The organism is Saccharopolyspora phatthalungensis, from assembly GCF_014203395.1.
Lineage (GTDB): Bacteria > Actinomycetota > Actinomycetes > Mycobacteriales > Pseudonocardiaceae > Saccharopolyspora > Saccharopolyspora phatthalungensis.
In genome coordinates, this window is sequence record NZ_JACHIW010000001.1 from 1427394 (window position 1) to 1450592 (window position 23199).

The following is a 23199-nucleotide window of genomic DNA, read 5'->3' on the forward strand; positions in this document are numbered from 1 at the left end:
CCCGTGAACCCCCGATTTCAACTGACCCAGTCTCAAATGACACGGTTCAATTGACCCGGTCTCAATCGACCCAGTCTCCATTGACCCGGTCTCCATTGATCCGGTTTCAATTGACGCTACGGTCAATCGACCACCCGCGACTCCATACCCAGTCCGGTCACGGGCACCACCGCGAGTTCTCAGCCGTCGTCTCGCGCGCGGACAACCCCGATTTGCGCACCGGGCGCAGATCGGGGATCCCGCAGCGAAACGACAGCCGAGGTCGCCCGCACCGCCACGCGCAGCGGCCCCAGCTCAGCCGTGCGGGCGAGTCGTCCAGTGCCGCATGGCGTGCTCTACCAGCGCGATCAGGGTGCGCTTCGTCGATTCCCGGTCGCGGGCGTCGCACGGCCCGATCGGCACGTTGGGGCCGATCGCCATCGCCTCGCGGACCTGATCGATCGAATGCAGCATCTGACCGTCGAAACAGTTCACCCCGACCAGATAGGGCAGCCCGCGGTCCTCGAAGAAGTCGATCGCGGAGAACGAGTCCGCCAACCGCCGGGTGTCCACCAGCACGACCGCGCCGATGGCGCCCCGCACCAGGTCGTCCCACATGAACCAGAACCGCTGCTGGCCGGGCGTGCCGAACAGGTACAGGATCAGATCGGAGGCCAGCGAGATCCGGCCGAAGTCCATCGCGACCGTGGTGGTGGTCTTGTTCGGCGTCGCACCCAGGTCGTCGACGCCTCGGCTGGCCTCCGTCATCACCGCCTCGGTGGTCAACGGCACGATCTCCGACACCGACCCGACGAACGTCGTCTTCCCGACCCCGAACCCGCCCGCGACCACGATCTTCGCCGAGGTGGACGTGGTGCCGCCCCGGTTGAGGGTCTGCGGCTGCACGGAGCCGAGCTGGGGCGCGCTATAGCCGACGGAGTCCACTCAAAACCCTTTCCATCAACACCATGTGTGGTGCGCTGCCGCTTTCGCTCACCGTCTGGTGCACGGTGATCAACCCCAGTTCGGCCATGTCGGCCAACAACACCCGGGCCACTCCGATCGGCACTGACAGCAGCGCCCCCACTTCCGCGACCGATCTGGGATGTTGGCACAGCTCGGCGATCGACTGGTGCTCCAGCCGGATCGGCGCGCCGGGCCGGTACACCTCGCCGGTGGAAACCAGGGTTTCCAGCTCCAGCTGGTAGTTCGACCTGGTGCGCCCGCCGGTCCAGGTGTAGGACCGGATGCTGGACGCCGCCGGTGCGTCCGGTTCCGCCGACTCGACGTGGTCGTCCGAATAGGACTCCTCGTACTCCTCGTACTGCTCGTCGAACCGTTCGTCGTCGTGCTCGGGGTATTCCTCCGGCGGCGGCTCGTCCAGCTCTTCGTAAAGCTCGCGCTTGCGCTTGCGCCCGCTGCCGAAGGCGAACCCGTGGACGACCTCGGCGAAGCTGTCGTCTCCGGAGTTGTCCCGTCTTCGGCCCTGACGTGGGTTATCCGAGCGTCTACTCATCGCATCCTCACACCAGTTGGCCGGTGAACGCGTTCGACGTTCCCTGCAACTGCGACCGAATCTCCGGTGTAAGCATCTGGCCGACGCGCTCCACGAGCATGGTCATCTCGTAGGCGATCAGCCCCATGTCGCACTGCGGGGCGGCGAGCACGGTCAGGCAGGAGCCATCGCTGATGCCCATCTGCAGCAGCGTGCCGCGTTCCATCTCCACGATGGTCTGGACTACGCGCCCGGCCTCGAAGCACTTCGCCGAGCCCTGGGTAAGGCTCAGCAGCCCCGAGGCGACCGCGGCCAGCTGGTCGGCCCGGTCCCTGGGCAGGGTCGCCGACGCGGTCAGCACCAAGCCATCGGCGGACACCACGATCGCGTGTGCCACACCGGCCACGCGCTCGGTGAAGTCCGTGATCAACCAGCCGAACCTGCGGGAAATCGTCTCCTGAGCAGTCATGCAACCTCCTGTTCGTCGCCGAGGTGATCACGCCTTCGCGCGGCAGCCTTCATGTCAGTCCTCGTCGGTTGCTCGATGCCGACCGCGACTGATACCGCTTTGGAAGTCTGCCAGCCGCCCGCGCAGTTGGTCCGCGTCCCGCTGGAACCGCTTGGATTCCCGTGACTCGGAGTTCGCCACGCTGCCCGGGACCAGGTGCGCTTTGGGGGTTCGGCGCGGCAAACCGGCCTGGGTGAACGTCGCCGACTGCGGGTTCGCCGCGGCCTCGGCCGCCTCGCGCGCCCTGTCCGCGGCGAAAGTCCAGGAATCCGCGTCGGAAGTCTCCGCGATCCACGACTGCGACGTTGCGGGCTCCGAGCTCCAGCCGTCCGATCCGGCCGGTTCCGATGGCCACGGGTCCTGCCCGGCGGATTCCTGCATCCACGAGCCCGCGCCGGTTGGTTCCGCCGGGGTCTCCGCCGACGCATCGACCGACCGGCCGAACTGGACGCCGTTTTGGGCGAGGCTCCGGCTGATGTCCTCCGGGCTGCGGGCGGGTGCGCCGGCCGCCGGTTCCGCCGCTTGGTTCCCGCGCGGCACCCGCTGCGGCAGCCCGGACGAGGTGAGCGCTGCCCCCTCCTGCGGGTCGCCCGGCAGGAAGTCCGAACGCTGCGGCGGTCCCGCCTCCCCGGCCGGGTCGCTTTCCGTGCCGGGCCAGCCGAATTCGCCGGTGTCGGCCCGCGAATGCAGATACGGGTTCGCGCTGGCCGGCTGGAACCACTGGGTGGAGACCTCGTTGAAGATCGGCGACGCCGCCGCCGGTCGTTCCGCAGGCGGTTCGGCACCCGGCCAGTCGACGCCGAAGTCCGCGGGCGCCGTGCGCGGCTGCTGCGGGATGCCGAGCGGCGCGTCAAACAGGTGCTCCGTCGGCGAGTCCTCCCGCTCGGCGCTACCGGGCTCGAAGAGGTTCGCCGGGGTCGGCTCCTGCCAGGGCATGCTCTCCTGCGCCGCAGCAGGCTGCTCGCCACGGTGTGGTAGCGGCCTGGAAGTCGCCAGGTCGGTGTGCACGTGCCCGTTGCGCTGGCTTGCCTGCGTCGACGACGGCCGCAACACCGTCCCGGACTCCGACTGGACTGCGTGCTCGACCGGGATCATCACCGTCGCCCGCACGCCCTCGACGTCCGGCCCGCCGTGCAGCTCGACACCTACGCCGTGGCGCACCGCTAAGCGGCCAGCGACGAACAGCCCCATGCGGCGCGAGCTGGCCAGGTCGTCCTCGTCCACCTGGGCCAGTTGTTCGTTTGCGCGGGCGAGTTCCTGGTCCCCCATGCCGATGCCCTGGTCCAGCACGTCGATCACCACGGTGCCATCGCCGGACTGGTAGCTGGACACCGTGACGGTGGTGTCCGGGGCAGAGAAATTCGCCGCGTTGTCCAACAACTCGGCGACAAGCCGCACCAGGTCGCTGGCGGTGTGCCCGCGCAATTTCACCGTCGGCGGCGGCTGCACCACGACCCGCGGGTACTGCTCGATCTCGGACACCGCGGCGCGCAGCACGTCCGCGAGGTCGGTGGGCTGGGTGAAGCGCCGCGCCAGGTCGCTGCCGGAGAGGACCATCAGGTTCTCGTTGTTGCGCCGCATCCGGGTCGCCAGGTGGTCCAGCTGGAACAACCGCGCGAGCTGGTCCGGGTCCTCCTCGTCCTGCTCCAGCTGCTCGAACAGCCGCAACTGCCGTTCCAGCAGGCTCTGGCTGCGCCGGGAAATGCTGACGAACACGTCGCTGTAGCCGCGACGCAGGTCCGCCTGCTCCACCGCCAGCCGCAACGCCTGCTGGTTCACCTCGTCGAAGGCACGGGCCAGCTGCCCCACCTCGTCCGTGGTGTCCACCGGGAACGGCTCCACGACCGCGTCGGCGGTGTTGCCCTGCCGGACGCTGGCCACGGCCGCCGGGAGTTCGTACTCGGCGGCGTCCAGCGCGCTGCTGCGCAGGTCTCGCAAGGAGCCGAGCAGCTGCCGGGCGATCGCGATGATGATCGCGGCGGCGACGATCAGCGCGGACAGCAGCAGCACCGAGTCCCAACCGGCGACGTTGCTGGCCTCGTCTTCCAGCCGCGCGGCGGTGGACCGCACGTCGGCGGCGAGGTCGTCGTGCCCTTGGTCGATCAATGCGACCGCGCGGTCGGTACCGGAGTTCCAGTCCTCGCGCCGCACCGAATACTCGCCGGTGTAACGGTTGTCGGTGCTCTCGGCCATGATCGTGTCGAGCATCTGGTTGCGGTTCCTGATCTCCGGAGCAACCATCGTCCGGTCCAGCCGCTGCTGCCAGTACGCGGCAACGGTGGACCGAGCATCACCGATCTTGCTGAGCAGGCGGGCCCGCGAGCCGTTCAGGTTTTCCATCGCGACGGAACTGAGGCTGCCGTCGCTCAGCCCGGTCAGCACCCAGGCCTGCTGCAGCCGCACCTCCTCGGTCAGCCCCAGCATGTCCTGCAGTGCGGTCGCCGTGGGGGCCAGACTGCGGTCGGCGACGCTGCTGGTCAGCGCGCGGTCCAGGGCGAGCACCGAGTTGATCACGCGGGTGTAGGCGTCGATCGCCCGCTCGGGGCTGATCCGGCGGTCGCGCACCTGCTGGCGAAGCTGCGCGAGACCGTCCAACCCCGGCCGCAGCTCGCGGTAACGATCGGAAACGACCCCGGCGTAGGCGTCGGTCGAGGCGAAGATCCCTTCGAGGTCGGCGGCCGCCCGGTCCACCGCGGTCACCTGCTCGTCGACCGCGTCGAGGCCGCGGTCGCCGGCCAGGAACTCCACCGAGCGGGCCCGCTCGTGCTGGACGCCGGCGATCAGCGGCTCGATCCGGTCGACGGCGTCGACCACCTGCGCGACCCGGTCGTACTCGGCGGCCTGCTCGACCTGCCACCGGATCTGCCCGACACCGAGGGTGATCGCGAAGATCACCGGCACCAGCACGACCGCGGCCAGCTTGGTCGGGAGCGACCAGTTGCGCCACTGCACCAGGGCGTCGCGAGCGCGCCCGAAGCCGCCCGCGCTCACGAGCGCCCTCCCGGCTGCAAGTTCGGGTCTCCTCGCTGGTCAGTCACGGTCGGCATCCTCTCGGGCGAACAATGCGTTGGAGAACGGCGCATGCGTGAGGTCCCGCAATCGTCGTCTTGGGGCTGTCGAGGATGAAATCCAGCCGTGGTCGTGTACCACCCAACGACCGGGAGCTCCTTACCGCACTGAACCGGACCGCTGGGGTTCGAACGCCACCCAACGTCACCGCAGGCGTCTCCGGTTGGCGCATTTCGGACACTGGTACCGAACCGTGACCTTTCCCGATCGCGCGACTGTCTTTCAGTGCCTCAGCACTATATGCCCCGGAAGCCCGGATAGCACCGGGGGCTTTTTGGCATTCACCTACGACAAACGGCGCCAGTCACCCCCTGTGGCCAAACAGGACCGCCGCCCGCCGCGCCGTTTTCACCCTTTCAGCCTAGCGATAGATAATCCACTTTGGTCACAAACTCAACAAAAGACCAGGTCAGCAAGATCATCACCCGCAAGCCGACCGCTGACCTGGCAATACCGGACAGTAACCAAGCGTCGATCGCCGCCCCTCCAGCCTTCTCGACGGGTGGCGGCGGGCGCCGTCCGGCACCCCGGAATCCGCACCCCGGTGGCGATCACCACACTGTTGATTCGGCGCGTGCAGTGGTTAGAATTCCCCGCCGCCGCCAGGCATCGGCCAAACGGGCCAACCGCGATGTTCCAGGAAGGATCCATGAGCAACGCACCGCAATCGGCGCTGCGCGGCAGCCCCCGCGACCAGCCCGGAAATCCAGCTGCGGCCTTCGGCGGAATCAACAAGAGCGCCGTTCGTGCGACTAACGAACGCCCCGATTTCACCGCTATCCAGCAGAGTGCGGAATTCCGCGCACTGCGCCGCCAACTGAAATGGTTCGTTTTTCCCGCCACGGCGTTTTTCCTGATCTGGTACATCGGCTACGTGGCGGTCGCCGCCTACGCCCAGGAATTCATGGCGCAGCCGCTGATCGGCGAGATCAACGTCGGGCTGGTCATGGGCGTCGGTCAGTTCGTCACCACGGTGGGCCTGACCACGCTGTACACCCGGTTCGCCCGGCGACGCATAGACCCCCAGGTCGACCGGATCCGAGAGGACGCGGGAGAGTACGACCGATGAACGAACCGCAGCTGATCCCGGCCGGCAACGCGATCATCAACACCAGCGTGTTCGCGGTGTTCGTGCTGATCACGCTGTTCATCGTGTACCGGGTGAGCAACCGGGGCACCTCCAGCGACTACTTCGTCGCGGGCAGCTCGTTCAGCGGCGTGCAGAACGGCATCGCGCTCTCCGGTGACTACCTGTCCGCCGCGTCCTTCCTGGGCATCGCCGGGGCGATCGCGATCTACGGCTATGACGGCTTCCTGTACTCCATCGGCTTCCTGGTCGCCTGGCTGGTCAACCTGCTGTTGATCGCAGAGCGCACCCGCAACACCGGCCGCTTCACCATGGGCGATGTGCTCAGCTTCCGGATGCGCCAGGGTCCGGTGCGGGCCGCGGCCGCCTCCTCGACACTGGCCATCACGATCATCTACATGGTGGCCCAGATCGCCGGTGCCGGCGGTCTGGTGGCGCTGCTGCTCAACATCCACGGCCGGTTCGGCCAGGCCCTGGTGATCGCCGCGGTCGGCGCGATCATGATGATCTACGTGCTGGTGGGCGGCATGAAGGGCACCACCTGGGTGCAGATCATCAAGGCCACCATGCTGCTGCTGTGCGTCGCGCTGATCACGATCTTCCTGTTCGGCAAGTTCGGCTACAGCTTCACGAGCCTCTTGCAGCAGGCCGCGGAGAACAACCCGCATGGCCGCGCCATCTTCGCGCCCGGCGTGCAGTACGGGAAGTCCGAACTGACCAAACTGGACTTCGTGTCGCTGTCGCTGGCGCTGGTGCTCGGCGTCGGCGGCCTGCCACACGTGCTGATGCGGTTCTACACGGTGCCCAACGCCCGCGAGGCCCGCCGCTCGGTGGTCTGGGCGACCTGGACGATGGCGACGTTCTACATCTGCACGCTGGTCATCGGCTTCGGTGCGGGCGCGCTGGTGGGCACCGACGCGATCCTGGACGCACCGGGCGCGGAGAACTCCGCGGCTCCACTGCTGGCCTACCGGATCGGCGGCACGGTGCTGCTGGGCGTCATCTCGGCGGTCGCCTTCGCCACGATCCTGGCGGTGGTGGCGGGGCTGACGCTGACCGCGTCGGCGTCGTTCGCGCACGACATCTACGCGAACGTGATCCGACGCGGCGACATCGACTCCGACTCGGTGGTGAAGGTGGCCCGGGTGACCGCACTGGTCATCGGCGTGGCCTCGATCCTCGGCGGCATCCTGGTGATCGGGCAGAACATCGCGTTCCTGGTCGGCCTGGCGTTCGCGTTCGCGGCATCGGCGAACCTGTCCACGCTGCTGTACTCGCTGTTCTGGAGGCGGTTCAACACCACCGGGACGCTGTGGGGCATCTACAGCGGGCTCGTTTCCTGCCTGCTGCTGGTGATCTTCTCCCCGGTGGTGTCCGGCTCGCCGGACTCGATCGTCTCGACCGTGGATTTCGCGTTCTTCCCGCTGAAGAACCCGGGCATCGTGTCGATCCCCATCTCGTTCATCTGCGGTTTCATCGGCACTTTCCTCGGCAAGGACGCGGTCGACGAGGAGCGGCAGGCCGAGATGGAGGTCCGTTCCCTCACCGGCCTGGGCTCCCGCGCCGGCTGAAGCACGGACTGCCAGGCGCGTTCGCCGCGTAGCGGGCCACGCGGGGCGCGGCTCCACCGCTCACCGAAACATGAAAACGCGGCGCGGCCCGTGCCGGGACGTTGGCGTCCCGGGGCCGTCTTCGTCGGCACACACCGCATCGACGCGCCACCGCCGCCGACCCGTCGGTGGAGTTAGCCGGCCCGGCCCGATCGCCGCGAGTCACCGGCAGTTGCGCCGTCGCGCACAATTGCGCTCTACCCAATCGGATACTGCCGATCGACCCCAATTCTCCATAAACTGGAAGCTGCCCGACAAAGAGACGCTTCGGCAATAGCTGGGGGCAATGCAAAGCGATCCGGCGGGCGAATCGGGGGGTATTCCATGCGAACGGTTCGTAATGCACTGCTCGCTACCGTCACCGCCGCCGTCCTGCCCGTTTCCGGGCTGGGCACCCAGGCCGCCACCATCGCGGTCGAACTCAAGAACGGCCTGGTTGAACTGGTCAACAAGGCCGCACACGACCGGGCCGGCGACTTCCGAGTGCCCGGTGTGCGGATCCGCTCGGCGCCCAATACCGGCGCGCCCGCACGCGGTGCGGGAAATCCCGGAGACAACGCCACCATCCACCGGAAGGTCAACGGGGAAACCGTACGCTGCCCGGACGGATCGGCGAATTCGGAATGGCTGGACGTCACGAATCGCCGCACGCGCATCGGCGGATTCGTCAGCGGTTGCTACATCTGATCACGCCGCATTCGGCCGCGAAATCGCCGGGGCAGAAATCCCGGTCCGATCAACCGGAAACCGACCGGCCGCAACCGCCGCAGCGGCACGTGCCCGGCAAGCCTGATCGCCGGCCGGATCATCAGCGCGCGGCTGCCCAAGTGCCCGCCGTCGCCGTGGACTCGTGGCAGAAGATCAGGATGCCGACGATGAACGAAGGTGCGATCTGGAAGTCGTTGACGACGACCTCAGGCCGCTGCCATTTCCGCAGCTCATCCCGCCCTATCCGCAGCATCCACCGGCTCGGCTCGGTCAGGTCGCTCATAAGCCGAGCCTGCGTGCCCCGATGATCCCGCAGGTTCGGCGGGCTATCCCAGCGCGGCGGCGGCCGCGCGCCCGGCCTGCCTGCCGGAAAACAGACAGCCGCCGAGGAAAGTCCCCTCCAGAGCCCGGTAGCCGTGCATCCCGCCGCCGCCGAAACCCGCGACCTCGCCTGCCGCGTAGAGCCCGGGCAGCGGCTCGCCCGAATCCCGCAGGACCCGGCCGGCCAGGTCGGTCTCCAGCCCGCCTAGCGTCTTGCGGGTCAGGATGGACAGCCGCACCGCGATCAGCGGCCCGGCGGCCGGGTCAAGCAGCCGGTGCGGCTCGGCGACCCGGATCATCCGGTCGACCAGGTAACGGCGGGCCGCGCGGATGGCGATGATCTGCTGGTCCTTGCCCAGTGCCGAGGCCACCTGAAGGTCGCGGGCGCCGATCTCCCGTGCCAGCGCGACCGCATCGATCAGCGGCTCGCCGACCAGGTCGTTCATGCCGCGTGCCAGCTCCGGCACGGTGCGCCGGACGACGAAGTCCGGACCGCGGCGGACGAACTCGGCGACCGGTCCGGGCGTGCCGCCGCCACCGCGCTGCAGCAGCTTGCGGAGGCTCCGGTCGGTCAGGTCGGGGTTCTGCTCGGAGCCGGACAGCGCGAATTCTCGGCTGATGATGCGCCGGTTGAGCACGAACCACGTGTAGTCGTGGCCGCTTCTCGCGATGTGCTCCATCGTGCCGAGAGTGTCGAAGCCCGGGAACAGCGGCGCGGGCAGCCGACGGCCCTGAGCGTCGAGCCACAGCGACGACGGGCCGGGCAGGATCCGGATGCCGTGCTTACTCCAGATCGGCGCGTAGTTGCGGACTCCCTCGGTGTAGTGCCACATCCGGTCCGGGTTGATGAGGCGCCCGCCGCTGCGGGCCACCACGTCGAGCAGCCGTCCGTCCACATAGTCGGGTACCCCGGCGATCATCTCCTTCGGCGGCGTGCCGTAGCGCGCCGGCCAATTCCGCCGCACCAGGTCGAAATTGCCGCCGATGCCACCGGATGCGACGACCACGGATTGCGCGTGCAGCTCGAAATCCCCTGCTACCTCGCGGGAACTCGGTTGTCCGCGTTCCACCGGGCTCGGCGCGAGCACCTCGCCGCGCACGCCGGCCACCGCGCCGCCGCTGATGATCAGCTCGCTGACGCGGTGCCTGAAGCGCAACGACACCAGGCCGCGCTCGGCGGCCTCCCGCACCCGGCGGATGAACGGTGCGAGCACTCCGGGGCCGGTGCCCCAGGTGATGTGGAACCGCGGCACGGAGTTGCCGTGCCCGGTGGCCAGGTAGCCACCCCGCTCGGCCCACTGCACCAGCGGGAAGAACCGCACGCCCTGCGCGGCCAGCCAGGCCCGCTTCTCCCCGGCGGCGAAGTCCACGTAGGCCGCCGCCCATTGCCGGGGCCAGTGGTCCTCGGGGCGGTCGAATCCGGCGGAGCCGAGCCAGTCCTGGAGGGCGAGCTCGCGTGAGTCCCGGACACCCAACCGGCGCTGTTCCGGGGAATCCACCAGGAACAGGCCGCCGAACGACCAGTGCGCCTGACCGCCCAGGGACGCCTCGGGTTCCTGGTCCAAAAGCGCCACCCGGCGGCCGGCGTCGGCCAGCTCGGCGGCGGCGACCAGGCCGGCCAGTCCGGCACCCACCACGATGACATCAGCGTCCAGTGCCATTGCCGACCTCCGTACTACCGAGGGGTAACCGAGGCCTGTATACCGCAGCCGAGGGCACTATGGCAGGTCGGGCGGGCGATCCGCGGCGGCGCCGCAACGGTCCCCAGGCAGCCGAAATCCACCCGGTCGGGGTGTATCCACTCAATTCGCTGGCATTCCGATCCGGGCTTCGGGAATCTTGTTTTCAGCGAGCCGATTCCGGACTCCTTCCACTGATTTTCCACTCACGAAGGGATTTTTCGCATGTTTAAGTATGCTTCTTCCACCGCATTGAACCAGGTCGTCACCCGACCGCCCGGCTGGCGGCAGGCTACGCGGGACGGGGTCTGGCGGATGCTTCTCGCCGCGGTGCTCACCTTCGCCACCATCCTGGTCGGCGCCGGTGTCGCGCATGCCGATCCGCCCGGAACTCCTTGTCCCGCAGGGTCTTTCTGTAGTTGGCCAGCGGCGAATTTCGCCGGGAAGGTACATGCGCTCGGCGTCCAGGCGACCGCGATGGAGCAGTGCGTCCGACTCCAGCAAGGGATAGACGCCCAGTCCTTCGTGAACAACACCGGCCATCCCGTGACGGTCTACCAGGACCCCAACTGCGACACCGAAGCGGAATTCGCCACGTACCCAACGGGTTCGCAAGCTCCACAAGCGACATTCGTGGCGCGGGCCATCAAGATCTGGTCGCACTGACCGGTGCGCGGACCAGGTCCCGCATCAGCTCCAGCAGTCGTTCGGCGGAGTTGGCCCAGGTGAACTTCGCCGCCTGACCGCGAGCCGCGGCGACCAGATCGGCCCGTGCTCGGGCATCCTCCACGGCGCGCACCGCGGTGGCGAAATCCTTCGACGACCCCGGATCGAAGAACCTCGCGTGTCCCCCGGTCACCTCGTGGAAGATCTCCAGATCGCTGCAGACCACCGGCGTCCCCGCGTTCATCGCCTCGATGATCGGCAGCCCGAAACCCTCGTCCCGAGAAGCGGTGACCAGTGCGCTCGCCCGGCCGAGCAGCCGCTGGTAGTCGCCTTCACTGATCCCCCGCCAGAACACGACATCGACGTTTGGAGGCAGCTGCGCACGCAATTCCGCTTCGCGCGCCGGCGCGATCCGACTGACCAGGTGCAAACGATAATCCGGAAGGAGCGCCATGCCCGCGAGCAACGTCTCCACGTTCTTGTACGGCATGAACGAACCCATGTACACCAGCTCACGCGGCCCACCCGCCGGTTCCCGGGCCGGACCGGCATCGACACCGGACTCGGCGGCCCTGCCCGCCGCGCAATCGTCCGGGGGCGGGGACGGCGCATTGTGGACCACGGTCACCGGACGCCGGGTGAGTCGGTGCTCCGCGATGAGCTTGCGGGTCGTGTCGCTGACCGTGACCACCGCATCCGCCCGGTTGAGCATCACTCGCTGCGGCCAGAACGCTCGGTGGTAGAGGCGCCAGGCGGCGCGCACCGGCAGCGGCAGGAATCCCGGCGGCTGCGGATGCCGGTAGTAGATCAGGTCGTGCAGCGTGAGGATGAGCCGGTAGTCGCGCCGGAATCCGCCGATCACCTGCAACGGGCTGAACACGACATCCGCGCCGAGCCGGTTCAGCGTGCGCGACAGCCAGAGCTCCCGCGGCGAGAACGGGCTATTGACCTTCAGATGCGCAATACCGGACGGCAGTAGCCGCAGCTGCCGCTCGTCATGGATCAACATCGTCACCGGATGGAGGTGGTGCAATGCTTCGATCAAGCTGGCGCCGTAGCGACTGATCCCGTCGTGCTGATCGGTCCGCGTCCAGCGCGCGTCGACGACGACGTTCATCGCCCCGGACTCGCTCGAACGCCGGTCGGCGGCCATGCTGCCTTCCCTCCCAGGGCCGTTCATGGCGCTCCAAGAAACCGTTGGATCGCTTCGGCCGCCGGCCCCGGTGTTTCGTAGTGAACCAGGTGACCGACGTCCGGGATCACCACGAGTTCGGCGTCGGCGAGCCGAGCCGCCAGCGCGCGCTGGCCCGCCAACGGCGCGATCTCGTCGGACTCCCCCGCGATCAGCAGGGTGGGCATCCGCAGGGCATCGGCATGGTCCGCCACGGTGTGCGTCACCGACGCCTCGAAGGTCTCGCTGAGCAGGGCCGGGCTATGGAAGCGGCTGAAATACCGCAGGTGGCTCTCGTCGATGAAACCGCGCAGCCGCTTGTCCTTTGTGCGCGTCATCGCCCGGCTCGCCGCAAGCACCACCCACCGGTTACTGAGCAGCGAGTGCCCGGCCCGCAGCGGCAGCCGCTTGCCCAGCGTGTAGTAGGCGGAGGTCAGCCCGGACAGCACCACGTGCGGTCCGCGCAGGGCGGGTGTCGCGATGGCGTTGATCAGCACCAGGCGGCGGACGAGTTCAGGGTTGGCGGAGGCGACGCGCGCGGCCACGATCGAACCGAAGGAGTGCCCGAGCAGCACGATCGGCCGGGTGCGCCCGCCGAGCCGCTCGATCAGTTCGGTGATGACGTGCGCGTAGCCGGCGACATCGTGCCGCCGCTCGGTCATCGGCCCGGAGTCCCCGAACCCGGGCAGGTCCGGGATGACGACGTGCTGGTCGGGCAGGCCCGCCGCGACGAGCTCCAGGCCATGGTGGGTGCCACGCAGGCCGTGCACCATCAGCACCGTGTCGGCCGGCGCACATCGGTCGACCTGCGCGGCCGGGTCCGCGGGCGCGGCTGCTCCCACCGGCACGATCGAACCGACCGGCAGGACATGGCGAAGCGAACCCGCCGCCGCGGCCGGGTCACCGGTCTCGGCGAGGTCTTCGCGGTAGACCCAGTAATGCACTTCGGCGCCGCTGACGCGCTCCACCCGCTCCGCTGGGTGGAGTTCCCGGGTGGTCATGGCGGGTCAGCTCGCCAGCTCGGTGCGGATCTCGTCGAGCTCGACGGTGCTTTCCGGATCCGTCACGTGGTGGTAGATCGCCTCGAACCGGCCCAGGATCTCGCCGATGTCGTGCCGGGACACCAGCCGCTCGCTGGCCGCGCCCATCCGGTCGATCGTCGCGCGATCGCCGATCACGTCGTCGATGGCGCTGGCCAGGGCGTGCACGTCTCGCGGCGGGAACAGCCAGCCGTTCTGGCCCGGCTGCACGAGGTGCGGCAGTGCCATGGCGTTGGCGAGCACCACCGGCGTACCCGCCGACATGGCTTCCATCGTCGCGAGACTCTGCAGCTCCGCGATGCTGGGCATGCAGAACAGGTCCGCGCGGGCGTAGGCCTCCAGCACCTCGTCGTCGCTGAGGTACCCGTGGAAGTGGACCCGGTCGGCGATGCCGAGTTGCGCGGCGAGGTGTTCGTAGGCGGCCCGCTTGCTGCCGTCGCCGACGATCTCCAACCGGGTCGGCGCCTCGGTGCGCAGCAGCGCCATGGCCCGCAGCAGGTCGTCGATGTGCTTCTCTTCGTCGAGCCGCCCGACGAACAGCACGGTGCGGGTGGCCGGATCGGGGTGCTGCTTGCGGTAACGCCGGGCGCGCCGCCGGTACCGCTCGACGTCGATGCCGCAGGAAACCGGCAGCGCCAGGTCGAGGAACCCGTTGTCCTGCAACAGTTGGACGGCCCGTGGGGTCGGCGCGGTGACCAGCTGCGCCTCGCGGTAGTGCTTGACCAGGTTGCGCCACAGCACTCGGCCCGCCGCGTGCTGCAGGAACCGCGGCACCTTGAAGTAGCCGAAGATGTTCTCCGGCATGAAGTGGTTGGTGGCCACCAGCCCGATATTCCGGCGGCGCGCCGCGTTGATCAGGCCGCGACAGATGAAGAAGTGCGACTGCACGTGCACGACGTCGGGCTGGATCTCGGCCACCAGGCGGTCCGCCTGCGCGGCCTGCCACGGCAGGATCCCGCGGATCGACGGGTGGAACGGCGAGCCATAGGAAGGGACGCGGTGCACCGTCACGCCGTCCTCGACCTCGATGCGCGCCTGGCGGTCCGTCGAGTGGCAGACGACGTGCACGTCGTGGCCGCGCTCGGACAGCCCGGTAGCCAAGCGGTGGCCGAAGTTCGCCGCCCCGTTCACGTCGGGCGGGTAGGTGGTCGCGCCGACCACGATCCGCAGGGGGCGCCTGCTGAACGGTTGCGAAGTCAAGTGGAACTCCCGTCAGGACGATCTGTCGAACTCGGCCCGGCAAGATCACTGCTGCCGGTAGCAGTGGTCGCGGTGATCCCAGAGGTGTCGGTGGTCGCAGAGGTCATGGTGGTTGCGGTGACGGGTACGCGACGTTCCTGGGTGTCGGGGTGGTAGCGGGCCAGCGCGAACACACCCGCGCAGGCCACCGCGGCGCACAGCACCTCGCCGACGGCCGTCCCGGTGCTGACGCGGTCGGCCTCGCCGAGCAGCCCGATACCCAACCCGACCGCCACCAGCGGGTCGATCACGGTCAGGCAGGCCACCACCAGGTCCGCCGGACCGCTGGCATAACCGTGCTGCAGCAGCCAACCACCCACCACCATCGCCACGGCGATGCCGAGCAGCGGCAGCGGGTTGATGTCCAATAGCTCGATCGTGCCCAGCTGCTGCGCCACCGCCCGCACCAGCACCGAGACATATCCGTATGCCACCGCGCACCCGGCGGCGAACAGGACGCAGCGCGCCTTCGACCGGGTCAGCACGGCCAGCACACCTAGCGCCAGGATCACGCCGGTCACCAGTTGCGTGGCGAGCAACTGGTCGTCGCCGGAGACCGGGGTGGCCGTAGCGCTGCCGGCAGCGAGGAACACGAAGGAGGCGACGCCGCCGGTGGCCGCGACCACCGACAGCGCAACGCTGGGGTTGAGGTCTCGGGCGTGGATGCCCTGCTGCCGCAGGTTGAGCAGAACGGTGATCGGCAGCGCCAGCACGCCGACGGGCTGAACCACGCTCAGCGGTGCGAGGCCCAGCGCGCAGGCGTGCAGCACCGTGCCGCTACCGAGCGCAGCCAAACCCCCGAGCCAACGGGGGTTGCGGACGAGCTGGGCCTGGTGCCGCAGGCCCAGGCCGCGACCGTCCATCGTGTCGTGCACGGCGGCGTGCTGCAGCCTCGCTCCCATTGCGTACCCGCAGGCCCCTAGCGCGGCGAGCAGTACCGCGAGCGCAGTCATCGCGGACCACGCCCTGCGGCCTTGGTCGGATGGTGATGCACGACGGGGTCAGTCCCTTTCACCAGGCTGCGGGTATGTCCGACTACCGAACACCCTAGTGCGCGATCCATGACACGTCCCGCTGTCGAGCCTCGCGGCGTCCGCCGCCTCGGCCTGCTACCAGTTTGGGGCTCCGAACCCGCTGGTTCCCGCCTCCGCTGTCCGTCCACACCGCTCAATCTCGCGTCTCGTGAGCCCGACTCACATCCGGGGCCGGACCCCCAATTTCCCTGAGACATGCCAAGTTCGCACCCCGGGGCGCCCGCTGGACCGCTGGGGCACAACGACGCGGGGACATCCCGCCGACCCTGCCGGGCCTGGTGAAACGCGGCACGGCACCGACCTGCCCGGCCATCCGGGTAACCCGCACGCCTACCCTGACCCGCCCGCCGGGCAATACAGCAAAGCATCTATTTGCGGCGGCTTGTGAAACGACAGACGAATACGCGTGAACCGATCCGGTGAACGAAAGTCGACGGTCCGGCGAATCGAGCGGAAAGGACCACGCTGGTTCCGGAATCGTTGCACCCGCGCGTGATCGAGGCGCGCCGGTCGCGCCCTCCACGTGCGCTTCTGCACTGTCCGCCGGATACACGTGCACGACTGTAGAACAAGTTCGCTGAGGACTTTGTCAGCAACACATCCCGACTCGACCGGGCCGGAACGGCAGCACCGAAGGCGACAAACACACGGATTTTCGATGCGCGGGCGAAAACACCGCGCCAGCAGGGAAGCCGGGAGAATGAAGATCACCATTCCAGGTGCGCCGACCGGTGACCAATGCGACACCGCGACGACATCACTCCCGGCAAGCGGCTTGCACACCGAAACAACTCCGTCACGAACGGTGATCAAATTCGGCATTTCTCCAGGACCGACCGGCGATGCCCGCTCGTCTCAGTGAGACGATGCGGTCGTGGCTGCCGACTTCGATGTCTCCCAGCACGGCGGGACCGCGAAAGCGGCGTATCCCACCGGCGCCGACGCGCGTACTGCGTTCGGCGCGAAGGCCGCTGTCGTGGCGGCGTTGGTGGGCGGTGCGCTGCTCACCGCGCTGGCCGCCACGGCCTACACGGCCGTCGGCACCATCCCGGGATTGCCAGACCTGCCACCGCTCGTGCGCTTCGGGCTGCCCGCCACGCGAGCCCTGCTCGATCTCGCGGCGCTGGCGACCGTCGGCCTGAGTCTGCTGCCGAAGCTGCTGGGCTTCGACCGGCCTAAGCGCACCGAGCCGGTACTGTCACCGGCCCGGCGGATCACCGTGATCACCGCGCTGGTCTGGATGCTCAGCGCCCTGCTGTCCCTGGTGCTGCACGCCGCGGAGCTGAGCCCGGGCCGCAGCCTGACCACCGGGCTGTTGGTCGACTACGTTGCGAACGTTCCGGCCGGCCCCGGCCTGCTCGCCAGCGCCGGTGCTGGGCTGCTATGCGCGGTGCTGGGCCTGCTCGCGGTCCGGTTCGGCGAGAAAGTCCCGGCGGAACTGCGCACCATCGTCGCGCTGCTCGGTCTGCTGCCGATACCGCTGACCGGACACGCGACGGACTGGCGATACCACGACTTCAGCATGATCTCGATGGAGCTGCACGTGATCGCCGCCGCGATGTGGACCGGTGGCCTGGCGGCCGTCGTACTGTTCGTCGCGCCACGCCGGGGGTTGCTCGCCGAGGCCCTGCCGCGCTTCTCGAAGCTGGCCACCATCGCCATCTTCGCGGTGGGGAGCTCCGGACTGTTCAACGGCCTGATGGAATTGATCATCACGCCGACCGTCGGGCTGCCCGGCCTGATCAACACCGGTTACGGCCAGATCATCCTGGCCAAGACCGGGTGCCTGGTGGCGCTGGGCGCGGTGGCGTCGCAGCTGCGCTTTCGCCTGCTGCCCCGCATCGCACGTCACCAGCGCACCGCGCTGATCGGCTGGGCCGCTGCCGAGGTCGGCGTGATGGGTATCGCCTACGGCTTGGGAGTCGTGCTCTCCCGCGCCCCGGTCATCGTCTGACCGCACGAAACCAGCCGCTGCCAGCTCTGGAGACCGTGCTCGGTGTCGAGGAGATACGAGAAGACCGACCACACCGCGGCGACCAGCACCACGGTGTACAGCGCCGACCAGTAGTCGACCGGCGGCGCGGCGAGGTAGGTCTGCTGCACCCACAAGCCCACGTAGGTCACGGCCGTCACGATCGCCGCCCCGGCCAGCGGCCGGATGCGCGGCGCCAACCGGAACGAGAGGTCGATCGCCACGGCCCCGCCGAGCAGGAAGAACGGCACGGTCGAGAGCGGGAAATTGGCCGCCGCCAGCAATCCCCAAGCCACGCAACGGAAAACCAGGTAGCCGGCGGCGATGGTCGTCGCGGTCCACCGGCGCCCGACCAGCCGCCGGGCCAGCAGCAGCGTGCCCAGTCCGGTGATCGTCGCCCAGGTCGGATAAACCCAGTCCGGCACCGGCAGCGTGAAGGATTTGACGGCGATCCAGTCCAACGGCCGCCCCAGGTCGTTGGCGGCGAACTGCAGCAGGCTGTCCTCGGCGTAGGGCGTCCCGCGCTCCCAAGCCGCCAGCCCGAGCACGCCGTACTCCTGGTGCTGGTTCAGGAACAGGAAGTTGTCCAGCACCGTGAACCACAGGAAACACGTGACCGGGTAGAAGTACCGGTCACCGCCGCCGTAACGCTGCCAACCCCGGATCAGGCCGACGCTCATCAACCCGGTGCCGAAGTAGAGCAGCGCGTGCGACGGGCTCCACGCGGTGATGTCCAGCCCGTTGATCCGGTGGTTGATCACGTCCAGCGGCGCGGCGATCAGGAAGACGCCGAGGCCCCACTGCATCCAGCGCAGCGTGACTCGATCCACGCCGATCCCGGTGTAGGCGTGGAAGACCACCAGGCCGATCACGATCACGGTGCCGACCGTGTTGATCAGGTGCGGCGGCGCGAAGTCGTCGCGCAGCCAACGGAAATGCCAGCAGATGTCCCACGTGGCGCCCGCGATCTTGAACGCCATCGCGGCCACCCACCAGCGGTAGAGCGCGACCACGAGCTCCCGGGGAGCCGCACGACCCGGCTCACCACGCGTCCAGTGGCTTCGGACCAGCTCCGCTGTACCCGCCATCGCGTTCACCTCCGCCTTGCGCGATGTTCACGCGAAAAACGGTAGTCGGTACTGATCGCGAACGTGGCTTAACGACATACCCGGCAGTAACGTTTTGCGCACACCACCGCTTCCGCAACACTCCCTTCGAAACGGTACCGGCGCGCACCGCACGTCAGCGCGGAATCTTCAGCACCTGGCCGACGTAGATCAGGTTGGGGTCGGCAATGCCGTTGACCCGTGCGATCTCGTGCCAGTCGACGCCGAGCCGCTGCCCGATCTCGGAGAGTATGTCGCCGGGCTGCACGACGTAGGTCTCGTCCTTCGGCGGCGGGGGCGGCGCACCGGTCCCGGTGAGCACTTCCAGCGGCACCATCGAGACGTTGAGGTCGGTGTCGCCGCCGACCCCCGGAACCTGCCCGTCGGAGGCGTGCTGGTGCATCACCACCCGGTCGGTGAGGAAGCCGGGTTCACCGGGCGGGCGGCCGTAGTGCGCGACCCACAGGAACACCCCGGGGTCGACCCAGGTCTCCGGCGCGAGCTTGCTCTGGAACCAGGACGCCGAGGCGTACACCATCACCTCGTGCCGACCGGTGTGCCCGCGAAGCGCGTCGATGAATCCCTTGATCCAGGCGCCTAGGTTCGGCGCCTCGGTCTCCATGTCCAGGCACGGCGGCAGATTCCCGGCCGCGCCGGAGTTCAGCCGCGCCAGCTGGGCGGCGAAATCGGCCGCTTCCTGCTGCGGGGAATTCGTGTCCGGGCGGGCGAAGTGGTAGAGCCCGGTGACCATTCCCGCGTTGCGGGCGCCGGCCAGCTGGGCGTCCAGCACCGGGCTGACGTATCCGATGCCTTCGGTTGCCTTGATGTAGGTGAAGACGTATCCGGCGCCGCGAACCGCTCCCCAGTCCGGCTCCCCCTGATACCGCGCGACGTCGATGCCGGGAATTCGCTCGGCCATGATCAACTCCCTGACTTTGGCCTTCTGCTCGTGCCAAAGTATCGAAATCGAGCAACCGAGCACTCCCGCCGTTCAGGTCAAGATCATAACCCGATTGGTTGATACCCGAGTGGACCGCAATCGATTAAGGAAGCGCCGAATTAGCTACATCAAGTTTACATTCGATCACAATGCGCCCTATTCGGCGCAGCTCGCACTCACTCGATCCGCTGGTCGCAGGCGCCGACCGCGAGAGGCGAAGCAGAGCAGGTCACGCGGTTGCCAACGGGGGAAAATCGACGGTGGAGGCAACCCACCCGAGAGCCGGACGTCTAGAGAACAAAAGAACAATTACCGACGACCCCGCCGTGTGGACGGGGACGGGAGGTGGTCACCGTGACCCCGCATCGACTGCGGTGGCTCGGCCTACGGACGGCCCAAGCGTCCGGGGCCCTGCTGATCGCCGGACTGATGACCGGCTGCGGCACATCGGGCGGACCGAACGGCCAAGTGATCACGGCGCCGAACGTCCCACCAGCGCCACCGGCCATCGACTCCGGAACGCAAACGCTGACTTCGCCGCCCCAAACCGATAACACCGGCAGCGCCGAGAGCCAGGCGCTACCCGATCCGGTCGCCACGCGCCCTCAGTCGAGCAAGGTGACGCGCTGCCACACCTCGATGCTCAGCGGTTCCCTGCGGGAGTCCGAAGCCGGTGCGGGCCAGCGCTACGCGGAGCTGGTGCTGCGCAACTCCAGCCACCAGACCTGCACCCTCTACGGCTACGGCGGTATGCAGCTGGTTGACCAGTCCGGCCGTCCACTGCCCACCTCGATTGAGCGGACGCCGAACCCGGGCCCGTCGCTGATCACGCTGGGGCCCGGCGAGACGGCCAGTGCCACGCTGCACTGGACCGTGGTCTCGCACGACGGCGAACCGACGAACGGCCCGTGCCAGCCGACACCGGCCCGCGCGCGGGTCATCCCGCCCGACGAAACCGACCCGATTACCGTCACCTGGAACTCGGGCCCGGTGTGCGGGTTCGGCTCCATCAGCGGCAGCGCCTATCACCGGTAATGCCGACCGCACCCCGGATCGGAGCGTTCGCGCGAGGCGTTGGCCTCGCGAGGACCTCGCCGACGCCCGGGTAAACGGCAACTCCTCGCGGCGAAGAATCCACGGGCCAGACCGGTCGATGCCAACGGCGGGCAAGACGACAAATACGCCGAAATACTGGCTCGATCGGAGGAGGTGTGCTGGGGTGGCGACATGATCGAGTCAACGGATCGCGAGGTAAGCGGACGTCGCGGCAAGCTAATGGTGCGGGAATGGGCGACGCCCAATCCCGGCTGGATCGCGCTGATCGCGCACGGCTACGGCGAGCACTCCGGCCGCTACCAGTGGGTCGCCGAGCAGCTGGTGGGCGCCCGCGCCCTGGTGTACGCGCCGGACCACCTCGGGCACGGCCGCTCCTCCGGCGATCGGGTCCATTTCGAGGACGCCGAGACGATCGTGGCCGATCTGGACGCCCTCCGTCAGGAGGTCGCCGCCGAGCACCCGGGGCTGCCCATCGTCCTCATCGGACACTCGATGGGCGGGATGCTCGCCGGGCGCTACGCCCAGGAACACCAAGAGCATTTGGCGGCGATCGTGTTGTCCGCCCCGGTGCTGGGCACCTGGCACGTGCTCGACCTGCTGGAGCACGACGAGATCCCGGACACTCCGGTCGACCCGGCCACGCTGTCTCGCGATCCCGAGGTCGGCGCGGCGTACCTCGCCGACCCGCTGGTCTGGCACGGCCCGTTCAAGCGCGCCACGTTGCGGGCGATCGACAACTGCCTGCTGGCCATCAACGACGGGCCGACGCTGGAGCGGCCGACCCTGTGGGTGCACGGCGAGGACGACGAGCTGGTGCCCGAGGCCGACACCCGCACCGGCATCGACCGCATTCGCGGCGCCGAGTTTCACGAGCACATCTACCCGGGCGGCCGCCACGAGCTGTTCAACGAGACGAACAAGGCCGAGGTGATGAACGACGTCCTCACCTTCATCGCCCGAGAGCTCAACTCGTGATCGGTCACTGTTATTAACGAGCGCCAAATAATCTCGATCATTACCGGATCGGGTGAGGCGTGTCGCTTGCGCAGTTGCAGGTCAAGTCCACTGCGGGCAGCTTGAGGAAGCCGACGGACGTCGGCCTCCAGTCTGGGTGGATCGAGCGAGGTTGACCATGAACGTCGAGCGCGCACAGGACCTGATCGGCACCCCGGTGTTCGACCGCAACGGCGACCGGGTCGGGCGGGTGGGCAACGTCTACGTCGACGACGTGACCCACCAGCCGGAGTGGGTCACCGTCCGGATCGGCGTGTTCGGCATCAAGGAGACCTTCGTGCCGCTCACCGGCGCATCCACCGAGGAGAACCGCCTAGACCTGGGTGTCTCCCGGGATCGGGTGCGCAACGCCCCGCGCATCGAGGCCGAGCACGGCCACCTCACCGACCAAGAGGGCCGCGACCTCTACCACTACTACGGCCTGGACCAGAGCGAGCAGTCCGCCTCCGAAACCGAGCGCGGCGAGGGCGAAGCCTGAGCCTGGGCGATGACGCAGTCGCGGCGGCGTAGCTGCTGCGCGACGCGAGGCCGCCGGTCGACTCCGCGACTTCGGCTGATCATCCGTTCGGAGTTTCGGGACCATGCGCGAGAATGCGTCCCGCGATGGCTGAAAACACCGAGCTCGAACTCCTGATCACCGTGGTCGTCGGGGCCGACGACGAGCAATCCGCCCATGCCGCCTGCCGCGACCTGGTGCAACGCATCGGCGGCCGCATCGTGGCCTCCGGGGACTGCTCCGACGAGGAGCCCGGCTGCTGGTCGGTCACGATCAGCCGGGCCAGCGCGGAAACCGGGCAGCACGTCGCCGGGCTTTCCCGCGCGGTACGCAACTTCCTGCGCGAGCTCGGCCCCGGCTACGCCCGGCACCGGGTGTCCTGCGAGCCGCCGACGGCGTGGACCGTGGTGGAGCACCCGGACCTGGTGGGCGATCTGGTCGTCGGCGGCGAGCGGCTGCTGGTCGAGGCGTGGGCCGGCGGTTCGATCCTTTTCGGCAGGTCCGACGTCTCCGACCCCGATGAGCCGCCCTTGGAGATCGCGCCCGGCATCGGCGATTTCGACGAAGACGGCATGCCGCGCCCGCGGCTGCGGCTGCGGGTGGACGTGGTCACCGAGCGACGGGCGGGTGCGGAGTGGCCGGCACGCGCGGTGGCCAGCCGGCTGTCGCGCACCGCGACGATCACCGGGTACGCGGTCGATCCGCCGCTGGTGCAGGTCGCGATGGACCTCGGACCCGCGCTCGGCGATCCGCCGGAGATCATGCTCGGCGCGGTGGCCGCTCTCGGCGGCAGCGGCTGGTCGCGGCTGCGCGTCGACGAGCATCACGCCGTCGCCCGCTGGTCGGCCGCCCCGTTGCCGCCGTCCGGGATCGCGGCGATCGAGATCTCGGCAATCGATCCGGAAGCTGACGAACCGGACAACACGGACTCCACAGTGGACAGCGCCGGGAGTGGTTGACCCACTCGGTAAAATGTGTATCAGCTTCACTTTTTTCGATCGGGTGATCA

General features: G+C 68.5%; 21 protein-coding genes. 9 read left to right on the forward strand and 12 right to left on the reverse strand.

Features of this window, described 5'->3' with window-relative positions; all coding sequences use genetic code 11:
* Positions 1–294: 294 nt before the first annotated feature.
* From BJ970_RS06295 to BJ970_RS06310, 4 genes are read right to left on the reverse strand one after another with little or no spacing between them, the layout of a single operon-like run.
* Entirely contained in the window at positions 295–924 is a 630-nt protein-coding gene (locus tag BJ970_RS06295) for a GTP-binding protein (protein WP_184724954.1), read from the reverse strand.
* Positions 905–1495: a DUF742 domain-containing protein gene (locus BJ970_RS06300; protein WP_184724956.1), complete on the reverse strand. Its 591-nt coding sequence runs from the start codon at positions 1493–1495 to the stop codon at positions 905–907. The genes BJ970_RS06295 and BJ970_RS06300 overlap by 20 nt, the downstream gene beginning before the upstream one ends.
* A gap of 7 nt (positions 1496–1502) precedes the next feature.
* A complete protein-coding gene (locus BJ970_RS06305) occupies positions 1503–1943 on the reverse strand; it encodes a roadblock/LC7 domain-containing protein (protein WP_184724958.1) in 441 nt (146 codons plus the stop codon).
* Between the two features lie 54 nt (positions 1944–1997).
* Positions 1998–4973: a sensor histidine kinase gene (locus BJ970_RS06310; RefSeq protein ID WP_184724960.1), complete on the reverse strand. Its 2976-nt coding sequence runs from the start codon at positions 4971–4973 to the stop codon at positions 1998–2000.
* Between the two features lie 727 nt (positions 4974–5700).
* On the opposite strand from BJ970_RS06310, the gene BJ970_RS06315 reads away from it, so the two are divergent.
* The 3 genes from BJ970_RS06315 to BJ970_RS06325 all read left to right on the forward strand — a co-directional run bounded on the left by BJ970_RS06315 (position 5701) and on the right by BJ970_RS06325 (position 8435).
* Positions 5701–6120: a DUF485 domain-containing protein gene (locus BJ970_RS06315; protein ID WP_184724962.1), complete on the forward strand. Its 420-nt coding sequence runs from the start codon at positions 5701–5703 to the stop codon at positions 6118–6120.
* Complete coding sequence (locus BJ970_RS06320) at positions 6117–7709, forward strand: monocarboxylic acid transporter (RefSeq protein ID WP_184724964.1); 1593 nt, start codon at positions 6117–6119, stop codon at positions 7707–7709. Before BJ970_RS06315 ends, BJ970_RS06320 begins: the two co-directional genes overlap by 4 nt.
* Before the next feature lie 363 nt (positions 7710–8072).
* A complete protein-coding gene (locus BJ970_RS06325; protein ID WP_184724966.1) occupies positions 8073–8435 on the forward strand; it encodes a hypothetical protein in 363 nt (120 codons plus the stop codon).
* A 121-nt stretch (positions 8436–8556) separates the two neighbouring features.
* Here BJ970_RS06325 and BJ970_RS06330 read toward each other — a convergent pair whose 3' ends face one another.
* Both BJ970_RS06330 and BJ970_RS06335 read right to left on the reverse strand, forming a co-directional pair.
* Entirely contained in the window at positions 8557–8739 is a 183-nt protein-coding gene (locus BJ970_RS06330; RefSeq protein WP_184724968.1) for a hypothetical protein, read from the reverse strand.
* A gap of 43 nt (positions 8740–8782) precedes the next feature.
* Positions 8783–10438 carry an FAD-binding dehydrogenase gene (locus tag BJ970_RS06335; protein WP_184724970.1) on the reverse strand — a complete coding sequence of 552 codons (1656 nt, stop codon included), beginning with the start codon at positions 10436–10438 and terminating at the stop codon, positions 8783–8785.
* A gap of 243 nt (positions 10439–10681) precedes the next feature.
* Between BJ970_RS06335 and BJ970_RS06340 the strand changes: the two genes are divergently transcribed.
* Entirely contained in the window at positions 10682–11122 is a 441-nt protein-coding gene (locus tag BJ970_RS06340; protein WP_184724972.1) for a peptidase inhibitor family I36 protein, read from the forward strand.
* On the opposite strand, the gene BJ970_RS06345 is transcribed toward BJ970_RS06340, so the two are convergent.
* From BJ970_RS06345 to BJ970_RS06360, 4 genes are read right to left on the reverse strand one after another with little or no spacing between them, the layout of a single operon-like run.
* Positions 11103–12275, reverse strand: coding sequence for a glycosyltransferase family 4 protein (locus BJ970_RS06345; protein ID WP_246470747.1), 1173 nt, complete (start codon positions 12273–12275; stop codon positions 11103–11105). The two genes, BJ970_RS06340 and BJ970_RS06345, sit on opposite strands and share 20 nt — an antisense overlap.
* Positions 12276–12298: 23 nt before the next feature.
* The gene (locus BJ970_RS06350; protein ID WP_184724974.1) at positions 12299–13294 is read right to left on the reverse strand and encodes an alpha/beta fold hydrolase; all 996 of its coding nucleotides are present in this window, start codon (positions 13292–13294) and stop codon (positions 12299–12301) included.
* Positions 13295–13300: 6 nt separating this feature from the next.
* On the reverse strand, positions 13301–14533 hold the full coding sequence (locus BJ970_RS06355; protein ID WP_184724976.1) for a glycosyltransferase: 1233 nt from the start codon (positions 14531–14533) through the stop codon (positions 13301–13303).
* Entirely contained in the window at positions 14530–15525 is a 996-nt protein-coding gene (locus tag BJ970_RS06360) for a DMT family protein (RefSeq protein WP_184724978.1), read from the reverse strand. Before BJ970_RS06360 ends, BJ970_RS06355 begins: the two co-directional genes overlap by 4 nt.
* Positions 15526–16480: 955 nt before the next feature.
* On the opposite strand from BJ970_RS06360, the gene BJ970_RS06365 reads away from it, so the two are divergent.
* Positions 16481–17560, forward strand: coding sequence for a CopD family protein (locus BJ970_RS06365; protein WP_184724980.1), 1080 nt, complete (start codon positions 16481–16483; stop codon positions 17558–17560).
* Here the strand turns inward: BJ970_RS06365 and BJ970_RS06370 are convergent.
* Together BJ970_RS06370 and BJ970_RS06375 are read right to left on the reverse strand one after the other, a co-directional pair.
* Entirely contained in the window at positions 17515–18666 is a 1152-nt protein-coding gene (locus BJ970_RS06370; protein ID WP_246470748.1) for a hypothetical protein, read from the reverse strand. The two genes, BJ970_RS06365 and BJ970_RS06370, sit on opposite strands and share 46 nt — an antisense overlap.
* Before the next feature lie 154 nt (positions 18667–18820).
* Positions 18821–19603 carry a GH25 family lysozyme gene (locus BJ970_RS06375; protein ID WP_184724982.1) on the reverse strand — a complete coding sequence of 261 codons (783 nt, stop codon included), beginning with the start codon at positions 19601–19603 and terminating at the stop codon, positions 18821–18823.
* A 375-nt stretch (positions 19604–19978) separates the two neighbouring features.
* Here BJ970_RS06375 and BJ970_RS06380 point away from each other — a divergent pair, with 375 nt between their 5' ends.
* The 4 genes from BJ970_RS06380 to BJ970_RS06395 all read left to right on the forward strand — a co-directional run bounded on the left by BJ970_RS06380 (position 19979) and on the right by BJ970_RS06395 (position 23149).
* The gene (locus BJ970_RS06380) at positions 19979–20659 is read left to right on the forward strand and encodes a DUF4232 domain-containing protein (RefSeq protein ID WP_312864139.1); all 681 of its coding nucleotides are present in this window, start codon (positions 19979–19981) and stop codon (positions 20657–20659) included.
* A 192-nt stretch (positions 20660–20851) separates the two neighbouring features.
* Positions 20852–21655, forward strand: coding sequence for an alpha/beta hydrolase (locus tag BJ970_RS06385; protein WP_184724984.1), 804 nt, complete (start codon positions 20852–20854; stop codon positions 21653–21655).
* A gap of 157 nt (positions 21656–21812) precedes the next feature.
* The gene (locus tag BJ970_RS06390) at positions 21813–22172 is read left to right on the forward strand and encodes a PRC-barrel domain-containing protein (protein ID WP_184724986.1); all 360 of its coding nucleotides are present in this window, start codon (positions 21813–21815) and stop codon (positions 22170–22172) included.
* A gap of 125 nt (positions 22173–22297) precedes the next feature.
* Positions 22298–23149, forward strand: a complete 852-nt coding sequence (locus BJ970_RS06395; RefSeq protein ID WP_184724987.1) for a hypothetical protein — start codon at positions 22298–22300, stop codon at positions 23147–23149.
* The last annotated feature ends 50 nt before the right edge of the window (positions 23150–23199 follow it).